Source organism: Runella sp. R5_40 (assembly GCF_057652295.1).
Window position 1 is genome coordinate 577,483 of record NZ_JBYFCH010000001.1, and the last position, 17,982, is coordinate 595,464.

Below are 17,982 nucleotides of genomic sequence, written 5' to 3' on the forward strand. Positions count from 1 at the left end.
GCGTATTGTTTTGGTCATCGTATTGTTTTTTGTCACTCAACTTTGTTTAATTCATTTGATTAAAAGCGCTGCGTTTTGGGCAAAACCCAATGTTCCGTAGGCGACCTCCAACGAACGACAATCGGTTGGGATTTTGTAGGTAGCCCTAAAAATACCCGTGTTTTCACCCGTTTCGGTTACCTCTAACGTATCGTTTTTTTTGCCGTTTATTTTCAACGTGACAAGCCCTTTTTCTACCTTGTTCCAGTCCATGTTCAAAGCGGCTTTTAGCTCAATAGTTACCGTTTGTTCCGCCTTGGTTTGCTTGATTTCTTTTTCGGAAGCATCCAAAAGGGTCACTCGGTGACTACCCAGCGTCGAAAACGTCAGGGTGGCCTGCCAGCCTCGGTTCGAAACACACCAGCCTTCGGTGGCATAAGCATCTTTGCCAATCAAGTCTTTGGGGTCGTTGCCCGTCGGAGTGGTACTGGCTGATTTCTGAAAATCTTTGTCGAGCGGTGAGCCATCAAGCGTGCCGCGCACTTTGCCCAGCATCCCGTAGCCATTAGGATGAGCCGACGGCCAACCTTTCTCGACGCCTTCCCAATAACCATTGATAGCTAGTCGTTCGGGACTTTTGTTACTCAAATGCGCACCTACGGGATTTACCCCAAACACAAAATCGACTTGTGCCCACCCGATGTCGCGCAAGCGGCGGTCGTTGAGCAAATGCGCCACGGCAAACATCGACCCACCCAAGGCAGGAGCACCGCCCAATTCTTTGGTTTTGGGGTGAGCCCATTCGGTTTCGCTGTGGACGCGGTACTTCCAAAAATTATTGGTTTTTTGGTGCATGTGCGTAGCCCAAGCCTGCAATTTTTCCTTTGTGCCTTGGGGAGCTTTCTCGGGAGCAATCAGTAAAAAATAGGCCAACGATTGCGGCGTGATATGCTCGGCGTTCCGAATCCACCACATGTGGCGGGGGTTGTTGAAATCCCAGTGTTGGATGATGTCTTTGGCACTTTCTTGCGCCCACGCGAGGTACTGTTGCGGCTTGCCATCGGGTTCGTTTTTTTCGCACAAATACATGAACAAATTGCTGAACACCGACTGCCCGTAGGCATTGCCCATTTCATTAAATTCCTGAAAACCTGCATCCACCCATTTGTTGCTGTACGTCCAGTAGCGAACCACTTTGTGGCGGTCGTACTGCGTCCATTTTTCATGGCAAACTTGTCGGTACTTGAGGTATTTTTCGCGGGGCAAATAGGGCTTTAGAAAATCATGGTAAGCGGCACAAACGACCGAAAGTTGGTCGAGCAAGTTCCAATAATCGTAATTCATGCGCGGTTGTCCTTCGTAGCCGAGTGAGCCGTGGCGAGTGCCCACAGGGCCTTGGTACGCCACGTGGGCATAGGCAAACTCCGCGTGCCACAAAATCAAGTCAATCAAATCGGGCGTATTTTTGTCCCCAAATTCGGTTTTCCAACGGTCGTACAACGAAGGATTGGAGGCGTACTGGAGGCATTCAAAAATCGTTTCTAGGCCATACGCTCCCCCGTCGCGCGAAGGGCCTCCACCATAGACTTTGGGCAAATTGGCGTTGATAGGGTCTTCGGAACCGCGTACATCAATAAAAAACTCGTAGCCTAGTTTTGACGACAGTTTTTCGATGAGGTGGTCGGCAATCCAAAAAGGAACAGAGGCATTATAGCCTTCGATTTCGACCTGAAATTCGTCTTTGGAGACGGGGTTAAAAGCCGTAAACCAGCCTTCTTGGTTGATAATTTCGCCTTGAAATTCGACACGACCAGAAGCGGTATTCACAATTTTAAACTTCGCTCCATCTTTGGCTCCTAAGCATACAAAATGCTTTGCTTCTCCGCGATTATACCCCGCTTGGTTGACCAAAATCTGGGCAAATGCTTGAGGATAGCTCATAAGCCCCCAGCCAATAAGGTACAACAAACACAGGATACGCTTCTTTTTCATTTTCAATGTTGCTTTAAATTTTACCCGCAGATGGCACAGATTAAATCCACGCAGATGGACGCGGATTAATAACTCCATACGTCCATTTTTCAATTGCTTCGCTACTTACTACTTCCAAGCGGGGTTTTGTTCCAACTTAGGATTGGCATTTATCTCGTCTAATGGAATTGGGAAATACTTGTTTTTGGCCGTTGGCGTACGCGTTGGATAGACGTTGTTCACCGCTTTCGGAATGACATTCATGAATTTGTCGGTGCGGGTTAGGTCATACCAGCGATCACCTTCGGCAAAAAACTCCCACGAACGCTCTTGCAACACCGCATCAATGAACGCATCTTTACTCAATCCTGCTTTCAAATCGGGTAAGCCTGCGCGTTTTCTAATGATGTTTACAAAGCCATACGCCACAGCAGTTGCTCCGTTCAATCGAGCCTCAGCTTCGGCCGCAATCAGGTACATATCGGGCAGACGCAAAATCGGAATGTTCGGTATCTGTCCGACGATGGTGTTCGGGTCTTGGTATTTTTTGATTAATACCCCTTGCGTCGTAATCGGCGTAATACTGCGTTGAGGCACGGTTTTACCGCTTCTATCCAAGTACGTTGTGTCTAGCAATTGGCGACGCTTATCGGCGGGGTCAAACGAATCAAAGAATGACTGATACGCAAACATCGACCCAAACGACGTGCGAGCGTAATCTGCTCCCGCATTGCCTGGAGGGCCACAAAGACCCGTCAGCTGGTGAGCGCGCCCTGGTGAAATGGGTGCCACTTCAAACGCCCACATGTTTTCAACCCGCGCCGCATCTTCTTTGTCATAACGATACACGTCGCGTACATCGGGCATAAGTGAGTACTTGCCCGAATTAATGACTTCTTGGGCTTTTTGCATTGCTTTTTGCCAATCTTCGTTGTACAGCGCCGCTTTCGCATACAGGGCGTTGACAACTTCCTTTGAAGGACGACCTTTTTCCACAGCAGGATATGAGAGCAGTCCTGCGGCGAGGGCTTGGTCTAAGTCGCTGTAAATCTGCTTATATACATCGGCCTTGGCGCTTTTGGGAATGGTTGCTTCGGCTTCGGATGTACTTGGTTTTGTTTTGACAGGAACGTCTCCAAAGTTCTTGGCCAAATTCCAGTGGTAAAACGCCCGCATAAAATAGGCTTCTCCAATGATTTGTTTTTTGCGGGTTTCGTCCATGACCGCTGCGGGCACTTTTTCGATAATCCAATTGGCTTTTTCGATGCCATCGTAACACGACGCCCAAATTTGCTGTGGCGATTCGTTGGTACGTCCTGCCGTGCGTTGGGTGGTGTAATTGGCGTCATAAGCAAAAAGCGTCAGGGTATTGCGACCTACTACCGCCCGTGGATACGACTGGTCGGCGCTAAAATCGGACACAATGGTGAGCGCAGGCCCAACGCCCATGTCACCCAAAGGGTCATAGACAGCGACAAGCCCTTTTTCGGCATCGGCGGCCGTTTTATAAAAAGCCTCGGTATAGATGGAGGAATAAATGGTTTCGTCTAAGCTACAGCTCCCCAGCCCCAAAAGAGGGAGTAAAAAGAAGAGCTTTTTGGTTACTGATTTCATATGTCTTGTACGAAGTTTTTTAGTTCAATTAATAGGTGATTGTTAAATAGTCAATCACGCTGAATTTTATTGGTAAATGAACACGAATCTCCTGAAACCCCACGCCTTTAGGCTGGGGTAAATATCTCCGCAACCTTCTCGGCTTTAGCCTTGACTCTTTTGTTGTAAGATGTCAAAAATCAGGGCTAAAGCCCTACTAATACTCTATTAATAGTCCCCAGCCTAAAGGCATGGGGTTAAAGCATTAGCCTATTCGGTTGGATTTCGTCAACTCACTTAAGACCTGATACTTAAAACGTAACTTGAATACCGCCCAAGAACGAACGCGCTTGTGGATACACAAAGTTGTCGATACCAATGACGGTATTAGAACCTGCAAACGTATTTACTTCGGGATCAAACCCACTGTAGTTGGTAAGGGTAAATAAGTTATTTCCAGAGACATACACCCGAATATTTTGTACGCCTTTGATGGCAGGAAGCGTGTAGCCAAGGGTAAGGTTTTTGCAACGAATGTACGAACCGTCTTCTACGTAATAACTGCTCACGGGCAAACGTCCTCCTTGCGCAGCACTGACGTACTGGTTGCTTGGATTGGTGGGCGACCAGCGATTGACAACGCCTTTCAACAAGTTGCGCTGTCCGAGTGGGTTTTCGAACGACAAACGGCTGAGGTTGTAAATATCGTTGCCTTGCGAACCCGACAAGAAAGCGCTCAAATCAAAGCCTTTGAATGACAAATTGGTAGAGAAACCAAAAATAAAGTTGGGATTAGGGTTCCCCGTAATGGTTTGGTCGGCAGAAGTGATGGTGCCGTCTCCGTTGAGGTCTTTGACTTTATGACCACCCAAACGCCCGTCGTAGCCTGGCAAGATGGTTTCGCCCGTTTGATTAATGCCGTCGAACATATACGATTTGATTAATCCCAACGGTTCCCCAACTTTCAAAATAGTGTAGCTCGTGATAAAACGCTCCGTGGTGGTACCTCCGTCGAGGTCGAGTACTTTGTTGCGATTGCGGGTCAAATTGGCCGATACGTTCCACTTGAGTGGCCCGTCCAAAATGCGCGCATTGGCCGCAAACTCAACCCCTTTGTTTTCCAACGAAGCATAATTTCCCGTAATGCTTGCATAACCCGAAGAAAGTGGTAACGTTTTGATATACAGCAAGTCGCGGGTAATTTTATCATATACATCCACAATCAAGCTAAAGCGGTTGTTGAGGATACTCACATCCAATCCGACGTTGGCTTGGGTTGATTTTTCCCAACGCAAGTCAGGGTTAGCAATACCCGTTGGGTTGATGCCCGTCACGTAAGCGTTGTTAAAAACATAATCGCTTCCCGTAGCGGCTACTGTACTTAGCGACTGATACGGCGAAATGCCGCCAGCGTTCCCCGTGATTCCGTAGCTTGCCCGTAGTTTGAGGTCAGAAAGCCAAGTTGCGCTTTTCAAAAATGGCTCTTCAATCAAGCGCCAAGCGGCTGATACGGCAGGAAAAAATCCGTATTTATTGTTGGCTCCAAAGCGGCTTGAACCATCCACGCGGGCGGTCAAATCCAAGAAATACTTGTCTTTGTAACCATAGTTTACCCGACCCATGTACGAGTCCAAACGTTGCTTGCTACGGCTACTGCTGACGGTGCGGTTGAGGGCGAGTTGCAACGCTTCGTTTTGGGTAGCGTCGTTGGGAAAACCCGAAGCACTAATAGAATTGGCATTAGAAAACTCGGCTTGCGAGGCAAAAACTCCCGTAAACTTCAGGCTATGGTTTGTGGCAATGGTTTGCGAATAGGTCAAAATGCTTTCGTGCAATAGTCCCAAGAAATTGCTATTGGATTTTGAACCCGAACCAGAATTGTCGTTTAAGTCTCTCAAACTAACGATTGAACGCGGTGAATAGCGGTCGTTGATATTGTTCTGTAAATCCACGTTAAAAGACGCCCGATACGTCAATCCTTTCAAAATAGTAGCTTCACCGTAAAGATTCACCAATGTCCGTTTGAGGGCGGTTTTGTTCAACACCGCTGCAAGTCCAAGCGGATTCGTCACCTCACGATACCGCCCGTCTTCTTGCTCGCCAAAGGGAAAAATGCTGCCGTCGGAGCGATAAGGTTTCAAGGTGGGCGGTGCACCGATGGCCGCACCCAAGATGGTACCCGTTACGACGTCGGCATCACCTTGGCTGGTCGAACCCGTCTGAATCCCCGAGTTGACCGAATAACTGCCCAAAATACTCGTCCCGACTTTGACGCGATTGCTGATTTTATGGTCGAGGTTTAGTCGATACGAGTACCGTTTGAAATTGGAACTAATGATAATTCCATCTTGGTCAAAATAATTGGCCGAAAGCGCTACTTGGGTTTTTTCATTACCGCCATTGATGGATAATTGATGGTTTTGAATGGGCGCTTCACGGAAAATGAGGTTTTGCCAATTGACACCTTCCCCCAACGACGCAGGGTCTTTGTAATAGCTATTTTTGAACACTTCATTTTCTAGCTGGGCAAATTCGGCGGCATTGAGCACGGGCAGCATTTTGGTTACTTTTTGAACCCCAAAATAGCTATCAAGCGTCACGCGCGTTCCGCCGCTTTTACCGCGTTTGGTGGTGATTAGTACCACGCCGTTGGCCGCACGAGCTCCGTAAATAGCCGATGCGGAGGCGTCTTTCAACACTTCTACGCTCTCAATATCATTGGGGTTGATGGTCGAAAGCGGACTCACGTCGTTGATACCTCCACCGTTAGAAATCTGAATTCCGTCCACCACGTAAAGCGGCTCAGAAGTTCCGTTGATGGAGTTGGTACCGCGAATTCGGACGCTGACATTTCCGCCTGGAGAGCCTGAGTTTTGGTTAATCTGAATCCCCGATACGCGCGCTTGTAGCCCCTGTGCCACGTTGGCAACGGGTGTTTGCACTAAATCCGAAGATTTAACGGAGGCAATCGAACCCGTAGTTTCGATTTTTCGCTGCGTACCATATCCTACTACAACCACTTCATTGATGGACTTGACGTCGGCTTCAAGTACCACGTCTATCACAGTCCGATTATTTACCTCAATTTCTTGTTTGAGGTAACCAATAAACGAAAACACCAACGTTGCTTTGGTAGGAACCCCACTGAGTTGGTACTTGCCTTCAGCATCAGAAACAATTCCTTTCTGCGTACCTTTTACCGTCACATTTACTCCTGGAAGTCCATCTCCCGAATTGTCGGTGATTTTTCCTTTGATGGTCAGGTCTTGGGCGTAAGCATGGGTCACAAGACCTACTACAAGCAACCATATTCGTAATTTTCCCAGCATAGGATTTGAATGTTTTAATAAATTGAAAATATACAATTTTTAAGGGTTTGAATCATCGGCTATCAAAATGCCCTATGAGCTATTGAAATGACGATTTTGAGGGAAATTAGGAGGTGATTTTAAATAATCAACAGAAAAAATTGAATTTTAACCACAAAAACTATCGGGAACTTTCCCGAAACTGGTAGCGATAGTAGTAATTGAACTACCTATACGTCTTTGTTTGGGAGTATCCCGATGCAGAGATAGATTTGGGAAGAAGAAGCAAAAAATTAAAAAAGTACAAGAAGTTATGATTAAATGCGCAAAATGCCGACAAATAGATTTTGTTCAAAAATCGGGGATTGTGCGAGGAAAGCAACGTTACTTTTGTAAGGCATGCGATTATCATTTTACGCTACCCGAAGCCGTCGAAAATCGCAAAAATAAACCTCGGCATCAAGTCACGATTATTGATATTGCCAATGAGTTAGGAATTTCAAAATCGACGGTGTCGCGGGCGCTGCGGGGGCATACGGACATACACGAAGGAACGCGCAAAATGATTCTGGATTTGGCCCAACAATTGGAGTATCAGCCTAATCCTTTGGCCAATGCACTTCTGAAAAGTCGGACAAACATCGTAGGGATTCTTGTGCCAGAATTTCGGCATTACTTCTTTCCCACCGTCATCATGGGAGCGCAAGAAATTTTGTCAAAAGCAGGGTATAACGTGATGATTTGCCAATCAGATGAGTCGTACGACACCGAAGTAGCCAATGTTAAAGCCTTGATGAACAGCCGTGTGGACGGTTTACTGGTGTCGGTCACTACCCAAACCAACAACGTGGATCATTTTCGGACGGTGCTTCGGAAAGAAGTGCCTTTGGTGTTTTTTAACCGTGTTTGCCCTGAACTGGATACGCCCCAAGTCATCGTGGACGATTATGCGGGAGCGTTTCAGGCGGTGGAGCATTTGGTACAGCAAGGCTATCAACGCATTGCGCATTTGGCGGGGCCCGTGTCGTTGTTGGTCAGCCGATTACGGATGAAAGGCTACTTGGATGCCCTGCAAAAACACGGCCTGCCCGTGGACAATGAGTTGATTATTCACTACGACTTGACCGAAGAAAAAGCGCGGATTTATGCCAATTACCTGTTGAGTCTTCCGCAGCCCCCCGACGCGATTTTTGCCATCAATGACCCTACGGCCATCGAAATCATGTTGGTGGCTAAAAGCCGTGGCGTTAAAATTCCGCAAGAACTAGGCATTGTCGGTTTTAGCAACGACCCCATTTCGGCCATCATTGAGCCGCCACTTACGACCGTCGAGCAGCCCGTTTGGGAGATGGGGCGACAAGCCGCGCGGATTTTGTTGGAACAAATGGAAAACCCCCGCATCGAAACCTATCAGTTGCCTACAAGGTTGGTTGTGCGCGGGTCTTCTGTGAATTGTTGAGGTTTTTTCCCCCGCAGATTGGCGCAGATTTAACTCGCAGAATGGCGCAGATGGTAGTTCTGCGTAAATCTGCGGTTTTAAAATCTGCGAAAGTCTGCGGGGAAAACATAATTCTCTACAATATGCTTTTCAAAACAGTTGAAACTCCCTAACTCCTGCAAAACCGTAGGAATCTAAAATCACCAACCGAAACTTTTGCGCAACCACGGGGCTAATATCTTTACTCCAATTGCCCATTTTTTCATCTTGGGCCAGCGTCAGCCATTGACCGTCTTTTTCGTACTGAATTTCAAAGCCTTTAATTTGAGACTTTTGATACACCGCTTCACTCACTTTAAGCTGTTTAACCGTTTGTTTAGTACCCAAATCAACTTCCAGCCACCCTTTGTTCTGAAATAAATTGAAAGCCGCTTCTGACTGATAATGTACGTCTTTTCCATAATACGCCTCAAAATCAACGTCGGTACGTCGCCCCATTTTCCAGTGCGTGGCAGGGTTGTCATCAAAAGCCGCCGAAGGGTCGTGCAAAAAAGCCCCCAACGCGCTCGAAGCCGTTGCCTTTTTGCCGTACGCCAATGAATGAGTGGTTGTAAAAGGAATAATTTGCCCCAATTGCGAAGCGGGTTTATCCAACAAAAGCGTCACAATGGTAGCAATGGAATCGCGTCCCTTTTGGGGGAGTTTCAGGGTAACGTCGGTTTTGGTTTGTACGAATGAAACAGTGCTTCCGTCTAATAAAGAGGCTTTTTTGACGTTGGCGGTCATGGGCGGGAGTTTGATTTCGTCGCCCGTGTTGTTCAATACATGCAAATACAATTTATTTCCTCGGTACGAACTCACGTAGTCTTTTGACGGCGTATAAATCCCCCCTTTGGTTTGGTAAACGGCTTCCGCATTTTTGTTTAGCCAATTGCCCATTTCGGTTGCCCGTGCGACAAAGTTTTTGGGAAAAACGCCCAAACTGTCGGGGCCGATGTTGAACAAAAGGTTGCCGTTTCCACCCACGCATCGAAGCAACGTGTGCAGTGATTCCTTCAAACTGCGCGGCGTATCGTTGAACCGCCACGCCCATTGATGCCCCATGTTGGTGCAGGTTTCCCAAGGCACAGCACCATAGCCAGCCACAAAACCTTCGGGCGTAGCATAGTCGGCGTAAGGCCCTACCCGAGCGTGCGACTCGTCGGGATTGAAAGGTTCGAGCCGATTGTTGATGATGATTTCTGGCTGTAACGTACGCGCCAAATCAAACACTCTTTTGGGGTGAATTGGGCTGGGCGAGCCTTCGTAATCTATCCATAACAAGCTAATTTTTCCGTAGTTGGTCAACAATTCACGAACTTGTTCCTCCACCCGATCGGCAAAAATATCGTTGGTTTTGGGGTTACGACAATCGGGGTCTTTCCAGTCGGCCACCGAAAAATACCAGCCAATGGGCATTCCTGCTTCGTGGGCAGCTTGGGCAAGTTCTTTGCAAACATCCCTTCCAAAAGGGCTGTTCATGCTATTGTAAGACGTGGTTTTGGTATTAAAAAGGCAAAAACCGTCGTGGTGCTTTGACGTCAAAACCAAGTACTTCATCCCCCCTGCCTGGGCCAGCTTCACCCATTCTTTGGCGTTGAATTGCTTGGGGTTAAATCTCAAATACAACGAATCGTACTTGCTTTTACCGTAGCCATTGCGCGACCAACTGATTTCTTTCCCAATCAGTGACACAGGCCCCCAGTGGACAAACAAGCCCATTTTGGCATCTTGCCACCACTTTAGGCGCTGCTCTTTTGAACTGTTTTTTTGAGCAATACCGTTAAAAGCAATTAGAAAAAGCAGGAGAATGACGGATGTTTTTTTCATTGAAAATGGCGTTTAACTATCGGATAATATGACCTTTTTGGGCGTAGTATAAAATGTAAGCATAACACAAAATGGGTAGCACAAAGGCAAAGCGAATGCTGTACATATCAGAAATGAGTCCCATAAGCGGAGGTACAATGGCTCCCCCTACAATGCTCATGATAATCAACGACGAACCTGTTTTGGTATAAGCCCCCAAATTTTTGATGCTTAACGTAAACAAGATGGGGTACATCACCGACGTGCAAAGCCCCACGATGGAAAGAGAAAAAATCGAAACATAACCAGTACTCAAAATAGCGACTGTAACCAGCGTAATTGCTCCCAACGCACAGGCCATCAACGCTTTGGAGGGATTTACTTTTTGCAGAAAATACGCCCCTGCCAAGCGCCCCACCAAGACCAGCGCCATAAATAAGGTAATAAACAACGCGGCTTTCTGTTCCCCTACTCCCTCAATATTCAGTGATTTGGAATAACGAATTAGAAAACTGACAATCCCGACTTCGGCACCCAAATAACAAAATACGCCCAGTGCGCCCAGCACCGTATGTTTAAACTTAAAAATGGATTTTAACTGCACATTTTCTTCTCCTTCTTCATGAATGGCGGGCATTTTGATAAAAAATAACACTCCCCCCAATACCATAAACAAAGCCCCCAAACTTAGGTAAGGCATTTTGACCAATTGGGCTTCGGCGTTGAGATAATCGGCTAATTGGCTCGGGCTAAATTGCTGAACCGCCGTTTCGGGCGTATCAGTGGCATGAAGCAAAAACACCGCCCCAATGTAGGGGCCGATGGTTGCACCAACCGAACCCACGGCCGCCGCCAAACTCAGCCGACCCGAGGCTTTTTCGGGATCACCCAAAACCGAGACATAAGGTGTGGCGGTCACTTCCAGAAAGGTGAAACCTGCGGCCATGATAAACAAAGCGGCCAAAAAAAGCGGATAAAAGCGGGTTTCGGCCGCTGGGAAAAATAAAAATGCGCCCAATGCCGCCATGAAAAGCCCCGTAATCATGCCTGCCCGATACCCAAACCGACGGATGTATTGGCCCACGGGTAAGGCCAACAAAAAATACCCGCCAAAAAAAGCCGACTGCACCAGCGACGACTGAAAATCAGTCAATTGACAAGCTCTTTTGAGGTGCGGAATAAGCACATCGTTGATGTTTCGGCTTAAATTCCAGATAAACATCAGGCTCATGACCACCAAAAGTGGCACCAGAAATTGATTGCGATTTTTCACTTTAGGCATTCATTATAGTGTCAGGTAAGTTTCTTTGAAATTTGCCCGCAGATGAGCGCAGATTGAAAGTCGCAGATGGGCGCAGAATAATGGCTTCTTTCAGTCCTTTTTCAGCGGAAATCTGCGTTTGTAATTCTGCGGTTATCTGCGGGTAAAAAAATAAACCTACTCAGCTAACTTCATTTAACATAAAAATAGGTTTCATTTCCGCCCAATGCTCGTGGGGTTTCGCATCGGCCAACCGTTGTTGAAAGCCCCCCATAAAAGCCGCCCACTCTGGCTGTCGAGGCATTTTACCAATGGCTTCAAACGCCGTATTCACGTCAATGCCTTCTTCGGTTTCGACAATCATAAACAGCCGCGTCCCGATGCGATAGATTTGCATGTCCACAATTCCGCCCGCCCTGATTCCTCGGGGAATTTCGGGCCAAATGTGTTCGGGCTGATGAAAGTGTTCGTATTGTGCAATGAGTTCGTCGTCGTCTTTCAAATCGAGCGCCAAACAAGTTCTGTGTGTGTTCATCTTCGTTATTTTTTATAGCCCAACTCAGCTCCCCCGCTTACGGGCATGATACAGCCCGTTACAAACCGAGCGGCCTCAGAAACCAAAAACACCGCCACATCCGCAATGACGTCGCCTTCGGGGCAGTAGCCAAGGGCGTGAATGTTGTCCAAATAATTCTCAATGGCCACTGGATTAGGCTGTTGGGTTGCCCAATCTCGCAGCATGGGCGTCCATACACCCGCAGGACAAATGGCGTTGACCCTAATGCCAAAAGGAGCATAATCCAAGGCCATGGCTTTGGTCAGGGCACTCATACCGCCTTTGGTAGCCACGTACGCCGCGTGATTTTCCTGCCCCATCGTTCCCACCATGCTGGAGGTGTTTAAAATACAGCCCTTGGTCGCTTTCAGGGCTTCGATGCCATAACGGGTCGTCCAATACACACTTTTCAGGTTGATGGAAAACAAGCTATCCCATTCGTTTTCGGTGGTTTGGTCGAGCGGTTTTGAAGGACTGGCAATCCCAGCATTGTTATGTATCACATCTATTTTTCCAAACCGAGCAAGGGCCGTTTCAATCGCTGATTTTACGTCTGCTTCCCGTTGCACGTCTCCCACAAAACCAGCGTGTTCATTTCCTAAACGGCTCATTAACTGATTCAAAGAAGTCTCGTTTTTGTCCATCACCAAAACCCGAGCACCCGCCTTTACATACGCTTCAGCACAAGCTTCGCCAATGCCCGAAGCACCTCCCGTGAGAAAAATTACTTTATGGGTCAATAGTGTCATGTTTTTGGTGGCTTAGGGTTTCAAATCACTGCTGCTGCCTGCTTCCTGCGGCACTTGATAATAGCCTTCAACGATGTTGGCAGGATGCACAAAATAGGAGCGTAAATGCGGAATATGCTCTAAAAACAGGTTTTCGTGCCCCATTCCGATGTGATTAAAAAGCACCAAATGCTGATGAATCTGCCCCATATCTCCGACGTGTGGCAACACTGGGATATTGAATTTTTTGGCCAATAAACTAATCGTCAAAAACTCCGAAATACCCCCTACGCGCACGGCATCTACTTGACAAAAATCCATGGCTTTGGCTTGCAGAAAGTTCTTAAAAATCACCTTGTTGGGAATATGCTCACCCGTGGCTACTTTGAAAGGGGCGATGGCTCGGGCAATGGCTTGGTGCCCAAAAACATCATCAGGGTGCGTAGGTTCTTCAATCCAATACGGGTTGATACTGCCCAGCCGCTGACAAATATCCAAGGCTTGCGGTACATTCCATTTTTGGTTGGCATCCAGCATGATGGTGGCGGCCTCTCCCGCCGTTTGCCGAATCAACGCGGCTCGGCGGAGGTCACGGAGGGGGTCATCAGAACCTACTTTGAGTTTAAGCGCCGTAAAACCTTTGTCGAGGGCCTGTTTGGTTTTTTCAACGATAAGTTCATCCGAAAAATTAAACCAACCGACCGACGTATCGTAGCCTTTGTAGCCAGTCGTGAGTACCGAATTTCTATTTTCTCTCGTTTTATACTGTTCATTGAGTAATTGAATAGCTTGCTCGCGCGTAAGCTCGTCTTCTAAATAACTCAAATCCAGTGTATTGACAAGCTCTTCGGGCGATAAGTCCAGCAATAGTTTCCAAAGAGGAACCTGACGCGATTTGGCCCAAAGGTCGTAGCACGCGTTGACAATCGCAGCCAATGCCAAATGAACAACGCCTTTGTGCGGCCCCAACCAACGGTAAGAAGGGGAGTCAACCAGTGAGCGATAGGTCGTCCCGAAGTTGGCCATTAAGGCTTCAATCTCCTGACCTACCAGTTTTTCGGATAAAAATTGAATGGCTTGGCAAACCAACTCAGTGCCCGCCCCCAAGGTAAAAGCCAACCCTATTCCTTCCAGAGAGGTATCGGTTTTTAACACACAAACCGCATAGGCATATTGGGGATTGGTGTGGGTTGCATCGGAACCCGACCCATTGGGGAGGTCGAAACGTCGGTCAAGTACCTGAATCGCAGAGATAACCATAACTGTTGTGAGGATATAGTGGTTTCTATTTCTTTAACGAATTACTTCCTTCTCAACGTTTTCTGATTTTGACAAAGCCTTTATTCTGAAACGACTTGTTGTCTGAACGCATTTCTACTTTTAGGATGGAGCTTGTTCCTTTATCAATCTGACCTGTTCGGTTGATAAAAAACACGTTCTCTTTGGGTTTTCGTTGGATAAATTCCTGCAATGTATTGGGGTCTTTATCAAAAATAATTTCCGCTTTTTCTACCCACATCCCCGTCACGCTAACGGCATTGGTAAAACTTACTTCGTATTGGCCTGGGGCGGTAATGTACTTTCCTAAATCAATACTCATTTGGCCTTTACCGTTGACAAAATCTTTGGTATCCCATTCTTGCAAAATGGTGTACTCTTTGGCTTCTTTCTCCGCTTTTGGGAGTTCAAAGCCAGTTACGTAATAGACCGCCAAACTCCGAATCAGGGGAGTGCCTTTGTGTTCGGTTACTTTTAGTTTTATCGCCGTGACTTCAACATCGTCGAAATAATCAATTTTAGTCACCCCGATTGAGCTACCTGTGGTCAGTTTCTCCCACTTGTTTTTGACAAGTCCCCACACTTCGTATTTTCTGATTCGGTGGCCTTGTCGGTAGTCTTCTTTTAATAGCAAGTGATTGATTTTCGTTGGTTTTTCGAGCGACAAGACGGCTTCTTTCGCGGCTTTGTTGTTTACTTCCGCCAAGGGACGCTCAAACCTACGGTTGATTTCTGCCCCAAATTCAGCATATCTTTTTACATCTCCCGCTGGGATAAGCCCCGTTGTATCGGGGTTAGAGTTGAGCAGTAACGTACCTCCGTGGCCAACCGATTTGTAAAAAATCTCCATCAACTCGTCCACCGAGCGGCGTTTGGCTTCGTTTTTGGGCGACCAAAACCAATTATGGTTGTACAAAGTGACATCGGCCTCCAAAGGCGCCCAAACATCGCCGTCGGGGTCATCGTCGTATTGGGTTGCTACCCCCGACCTTAAAACCTTTCCTTGGAGGGAGTTCCAAACGGGATAATGAAGGATGCCGCTTTCGGTGCCTGGCCAGCGGATGGTGGCATCTGAGCCCTGAAAAATGACCGCTTTGGAGGCATATTTTTGTAAAATATCGCTCACGGGCACCTTACACGAGCCATCAAACCATACTTCGAGCATCTCGCCATAATTGGCCAATACCTCGGTAAGTTGTTGTCTGAAAATTTTATTGTACGCTTCCTGTTTGGACGGGTCTTTGGTGATTCCTCCACTTCCGAGCCCTGCGCCCCATTTGATGTCGCCAGGATAAATGTAAATGCCCAAGTTTAACCCCGCTTTTTTACAGGAACTTGCCAAGTCTTTTATCAAATCCCCTTTGCCATTTTTCCACGGAATATTCCTGACGCAATACTCGGTGGTATGGGTAGGCCACCAGCAAAAACTACCCGCATGTTTGGCCACAAAAATGATTTCTTTAGCGCCCCACGATTTGGCCACACGGCACCATTGGTCGGTGTCGAGTTGGGTGGGGTTGATGCGGGAAATGTCAAATTCGCCCGTTTCGTCGTATTCTTGACCGAGCCAAGTTGCCACCCCAAAGTGGACAAACATAATGCGTCCTTGTTCCTGCCATTTATACTGAACAGCAGAAGGTTTAGCCAACTGTTGTGCCGAGACTTGTACATGGGCAAATAGGCAAAGGATGATAAAAAGCTTTTTCATTGAAAATGAGAATAGGTAAGTCAAAGGAATTGCACAAAATAATGGGCGATTTTTGGCAAAAACCTATTTTTGGTTGCTATTTATCAATACTATATTTGCAAAAACCAACCACCCCTGCAAAAATGAAAGCTACTTACACCCTTTTGCCCGATTTTACTACGGCTCAAAAGCCCTTTGTAGTGAAGCAAATTGTACGGTCGTCGTTTGCTACCGACTTCCACTTTCACAATGAATGTCAGCTGGTTTATATTTTATCGGGTGCTGGTACTCGGATTATTGGGGGAACCATCGAACGTTTTGAGTGCGGAGATTTAACTTTTGTTGGCCCCAATGTCCCTCACGTATGGTACAGTGAATTTAACGCTGCAAGCGAGCACGAGCCTGCGGTGTCAGTGGCTTTGTACATCAACCCCACTACACTGACGGAATACCTGAAGCCTTTTGTGGACACAAAGTTGTTGGAAGAGTTTTTTGTGCAGTCTAAAAAAGGAATTAGCTTTTCTGGGAAGAAAAAGGAGCTTATTATTGGCTATTTACAGGACATGGTAAACAGCAAGAATATGCAGTTGTTGGCCTCTTTCTTACAGATTATGGTGCTTTTGCTTGACCCCGAAGACATGATTTGGCTCAATAGAGCCCCTTTGCTTTCTACTTTTACGGATAAAAATCAGAACCGCGTTTCGCGATTGATGGAGTACATTCAACAGAATTTCAGAGAAGACCTCACCATTGAGCAGGCTGCTTCGGTGGCAGGGTTACAATTGCATTCGTTTTGCCGTTTTTTCAAAAACCTTACTTACCGCACTTTTTCAGATTTTTTAAACGAAGTACGCATCGCCTTTGCCTGTCAGCTTTTACAACAAACTGACTTGCCGATTACGCAAGTAGCTTTTGAGAGTGGTTACAGTAACGTGTCGTATTTCAACCGTTCGTTCAAAAAAATACACCAACGTACGCCCAGGGAATTTCGGGCTCAGATGAGTACTTTACGTTGAATTGCTTTTTTTATCCATTTTTTCCCCGCAGATTGGCGCAGATGGAATACCCGCAGAATAGCGCTGATAGTAGTCTGCGACCATCTGCGGTTTTAAATCTGCGTGCATCTGCGGGGAAAAGTTTAGCCAGCAATAACGCCCAAACGCCGACCCACTTTCACGAACGCTTCGACGGCGCGCTGCAAGTGCTCTGGCTCGTGGCCTGCCGAAATCTGTACCCGAATCCGCGCTTTGCCTTTGGGAACGACGGGATAGAAAAAGCCGATGACGTAAATGCCTTCTTCCAATAGCTGCTTGGCAAACTCCTGCGCCAAGGGTGCATCGTACAACATAATGGGCACGATGGGGTGTTCGCCTGGCAAAATATCAAAACCTGCGGCCGTCATGGCCTCTCTGAAATAACGGGTATTGGCTTCGAGTTTATCACGCAGGGCCGTCGATTGGCGCAACAATTCTAATACTTTGAGCGAAGCACCCACAATGGATGGCGCGAGGGTATTGGAAAACAAATACGGCCGCGAACGCTGACGCAACAACTCAACGATTTCTTTACGAGCCGCCGTAAAGCCGCCCGACGCGCCCCCCAAGGCTTTGCCGTAGGTGCCAGTGATGATGTCGATACGACCTAACACACCTTTGTGTTCGGGCGTTCCGCGACCAGTTTTGCCCATAAAACCGCTGGCGTGGCATTCGTCCACCATCACCAATGCGTGGTATTGGTCGGCTAAGTCGCAGATTTTATCCAATTGCGCAATGGTGCCATCCATCGAAAACACGCCATCGGTGACAATCAATCGGCGGCGGCACGAGGCACTGGCGCGGAGTTGTGCCTCCAAATCCTCCATGTTGTTGTGCTGATAGCGGAAACGTTTGGCTTTGCACAAACGAATCCCGTCGATGATGGATGCGTGGTTGAGTTCGTCGGAGATGATGGCGTCTTCTTCTCCCAACAACGGCTCAAAAACCCCACCGTTGGCATCAAACGCGGCGGCGTACAAAATACAATCTTCGGCTCCCACAAAAGCCGCCGTTTGGCGCTCAAGTTCTTTGTGAATGTCTTGCGTCCCACAAATAAACCGTACCGACGAAAGGCCAAAACCGTGGGTTTCGAGGGCTTCGTGAGCGGCCTTAATCACCTCTGGATGAGACGACAAACCCAAGTAATTGTTGGCGCAAAAATTCAGTACTTCGCGGCCATTCTGAACAGTAATTTCGGCCGATTGGGGCGATACAATGATTCGCTCTGATTTATAAAGCCCTGCTTCTTTGAGGGCGTTTAGTTCCTGTTGGAGTTCGTTTTTGATGCTTGCGTACATACG

General features: G+C 47.3%; 12 protein-coding genes. 2 read left to right on the top strand and 10 right to left on the bottom strand.

Annotated elements, in window-relative coordinates; genetic code table 11:
* Positions 1-51: 51 nt before the first annotated feature.
* The 3 genes from AC23N5_RS02525 to AC23N5_RS02535 all read right to left on the bottom strand — a co-directional run bounded on the left by AC23N5_RS02525 (position 52) and on the right by AC23N5_RS02535 (position 6,872).
* Positions 52-1,971 (bottom strand): cellulase N-terminal Ig-like domain-containing protein, encoded by a 1,920-nt coding sequence (locus AC23N5_RS02525; protein ID WP_487754359.1) that lies wholly within the window; start codon positions 1,969-1,971, stop codon positions 52-54.
* A 108-nt stretch (positions 1,972-2,079) separates the two neighbouring features.
* Positions 2,080-3,564 (bottom strand): RagB/SusD family nutrient uptake outer membrane protein, encoded by a 1,485-nt coding sequence (locus AC23N5_RS02530; RefSeq protein ID WP_487754360.1) that lies wholly within the window; start codon positions 3,562-3,564, stop codon positions 2,080-2,082.
* A 290-nt stretch (positions 3,565-3,854) separates the two neighbouring features.
* The gene (locus AC23N5_RS02535; protein WP_487754361.1) at positions 3,855-6,872 is read right to left on the bottom strand and encodes a SusC/RagA family TonB-linked outer membrane protein; all 3,018 of its coding nucleotides are present in this window, start codon (positions 6,870-6,872) and stop codon (positions 3,855-3,857) included.
* Positions 6,873-7,164: 292 nt separating this feature from the next.
* Between AC23N5_RS02535 and AC23N5_RS02540 the strand changes: the two genes are divergently transcribed.
* Positions 7,165-8,310 (top strand): LacI family DNA-binding transcriptional regulator, encoded by a 1,146-nt coding sequence (locus tag AC23N5_RS02540; protein WP_487754362.1) that lies wholly within the window; start codon positions 7,165-7,167, stop codon positions 8,308-8,310.
* Between the two features lie 129 nt (positions 8,311-8,439).
* Here AC23N5_RS02540 and AC23N5_RS02545 read toward each other — a convergent pair whose 3' ends face one another.
* The 6 genes from AC23N5_RS02545 to AC23N5_RS02570 all read right to left on the bottom strand — a co-directional run bounded on the left by AC23N5_RS02545 (position 8,440) and on the right by AC23N5_RS02570 (position 15,668).
* Positions 8,440-10,158, bottom strand: coding sequence for an alpha-L-fucosidase (locus AC23N5_RS02545; RefSeq protein ID WP_487754363.1), 1,719 nt, complete (start codon positions 10,156-10,158; stop codon positions 8,440-8,442).
* A gap of 16 nt (positions 10,159-10,174) precedes the next feature.
* A complete protein-coding gene (fucP, locus tag AC23N5_RS02550) occupies positions 10,175-11,419 on the bottom strand; it encodes an L-fucose:H+ symporter permease (RefSeq protein ID WP_487754364.1) in 1,245 nt (414 codons plus the stop codon).
* 160 nt (positions 11,420-11,579) lie between these two features.
* Complete coding sequence (locus AC23N5_RS02555) at positions 11,580-11,933, bottom strand: L-rhamnose mutarotase (RefSeq protein WP_487754365.1); 354 nt, start codon at positions 11,931-11,933, stop codon at positions 11,580-11,582.
* Positions 11,934-11,938: 5 nt separating this feature from the next.
* A complete protein-coding gene (locus AC23N5_RS02560; protein WP_487754366.1) occupies positions 11,939-12,703 on the bottom strand; it encodes an SDR family NAD(P)-dependent oxidoreductase in 765 nt (254 codons plus the stop codon).
* A gap of 12 nt (positions 12,704-12,715) precedes the next feature.
* Positions 12,716-13,942, bottom strand: a complete 1,227-nt coding sequence (locus AC23N5_RS02565; protein WP_487754367.1) for an enolase C-terminal domain-like protein — start codon at positions 13,940-13,942, stop codon at positions 12,716-12,718.
* A gap of 52 nt (positions 13,943-13,994) precedes the next feature.
* Positions 13,995-15,668 carry an alpha-L-fucosidase gene (locus AC23N5_RS02570; protein ID WP_487754368.1) on the bottom strand — a complete coding sequence of 558 codons (1,674 nt, stop codon included), beginning with the start codon at positions 15,666-15,668 and terminating at the stop codon, positions 13,995-13,997.
* Between the two features lie 122 nt (positions 15,669-15,790).
* On the opposite strand from AC23N5_RS02570, the gene AC23N5_RS02575 reads away from it, so the two are divergent.
* Positions 15,791-16,663, top strand: a complete 873-nt coding sequence (locus AC23N5_RS02575) for a helix-turn-helix domain-containing protein (RefSeq protein ID WP_487754369.1) — start codon at positions 15,791-15,793, stop codon at positions 16,661-16,663.
* 122 nt (positions 16,664-16,785) lie between these two features.
* On the opposite strand, the gene kbl is transcribed toward AC23N5_RS02575, so the two are convergent.
* Positions 16,786-17,979 (bottom strand): glycine C-acetyltransferase, encoded by a 1,194-nt coding sequence (gene kbl / locus AC23N5_RS02580; RefSeq protein WP_487754370.1) that lies wholly within the window; start codon positions 17,977-17,979, stop codon positions 16,786-16,788.
* Between the last annotated feature and the right edge of the window lie 3 nt (positions 17,980-17,982).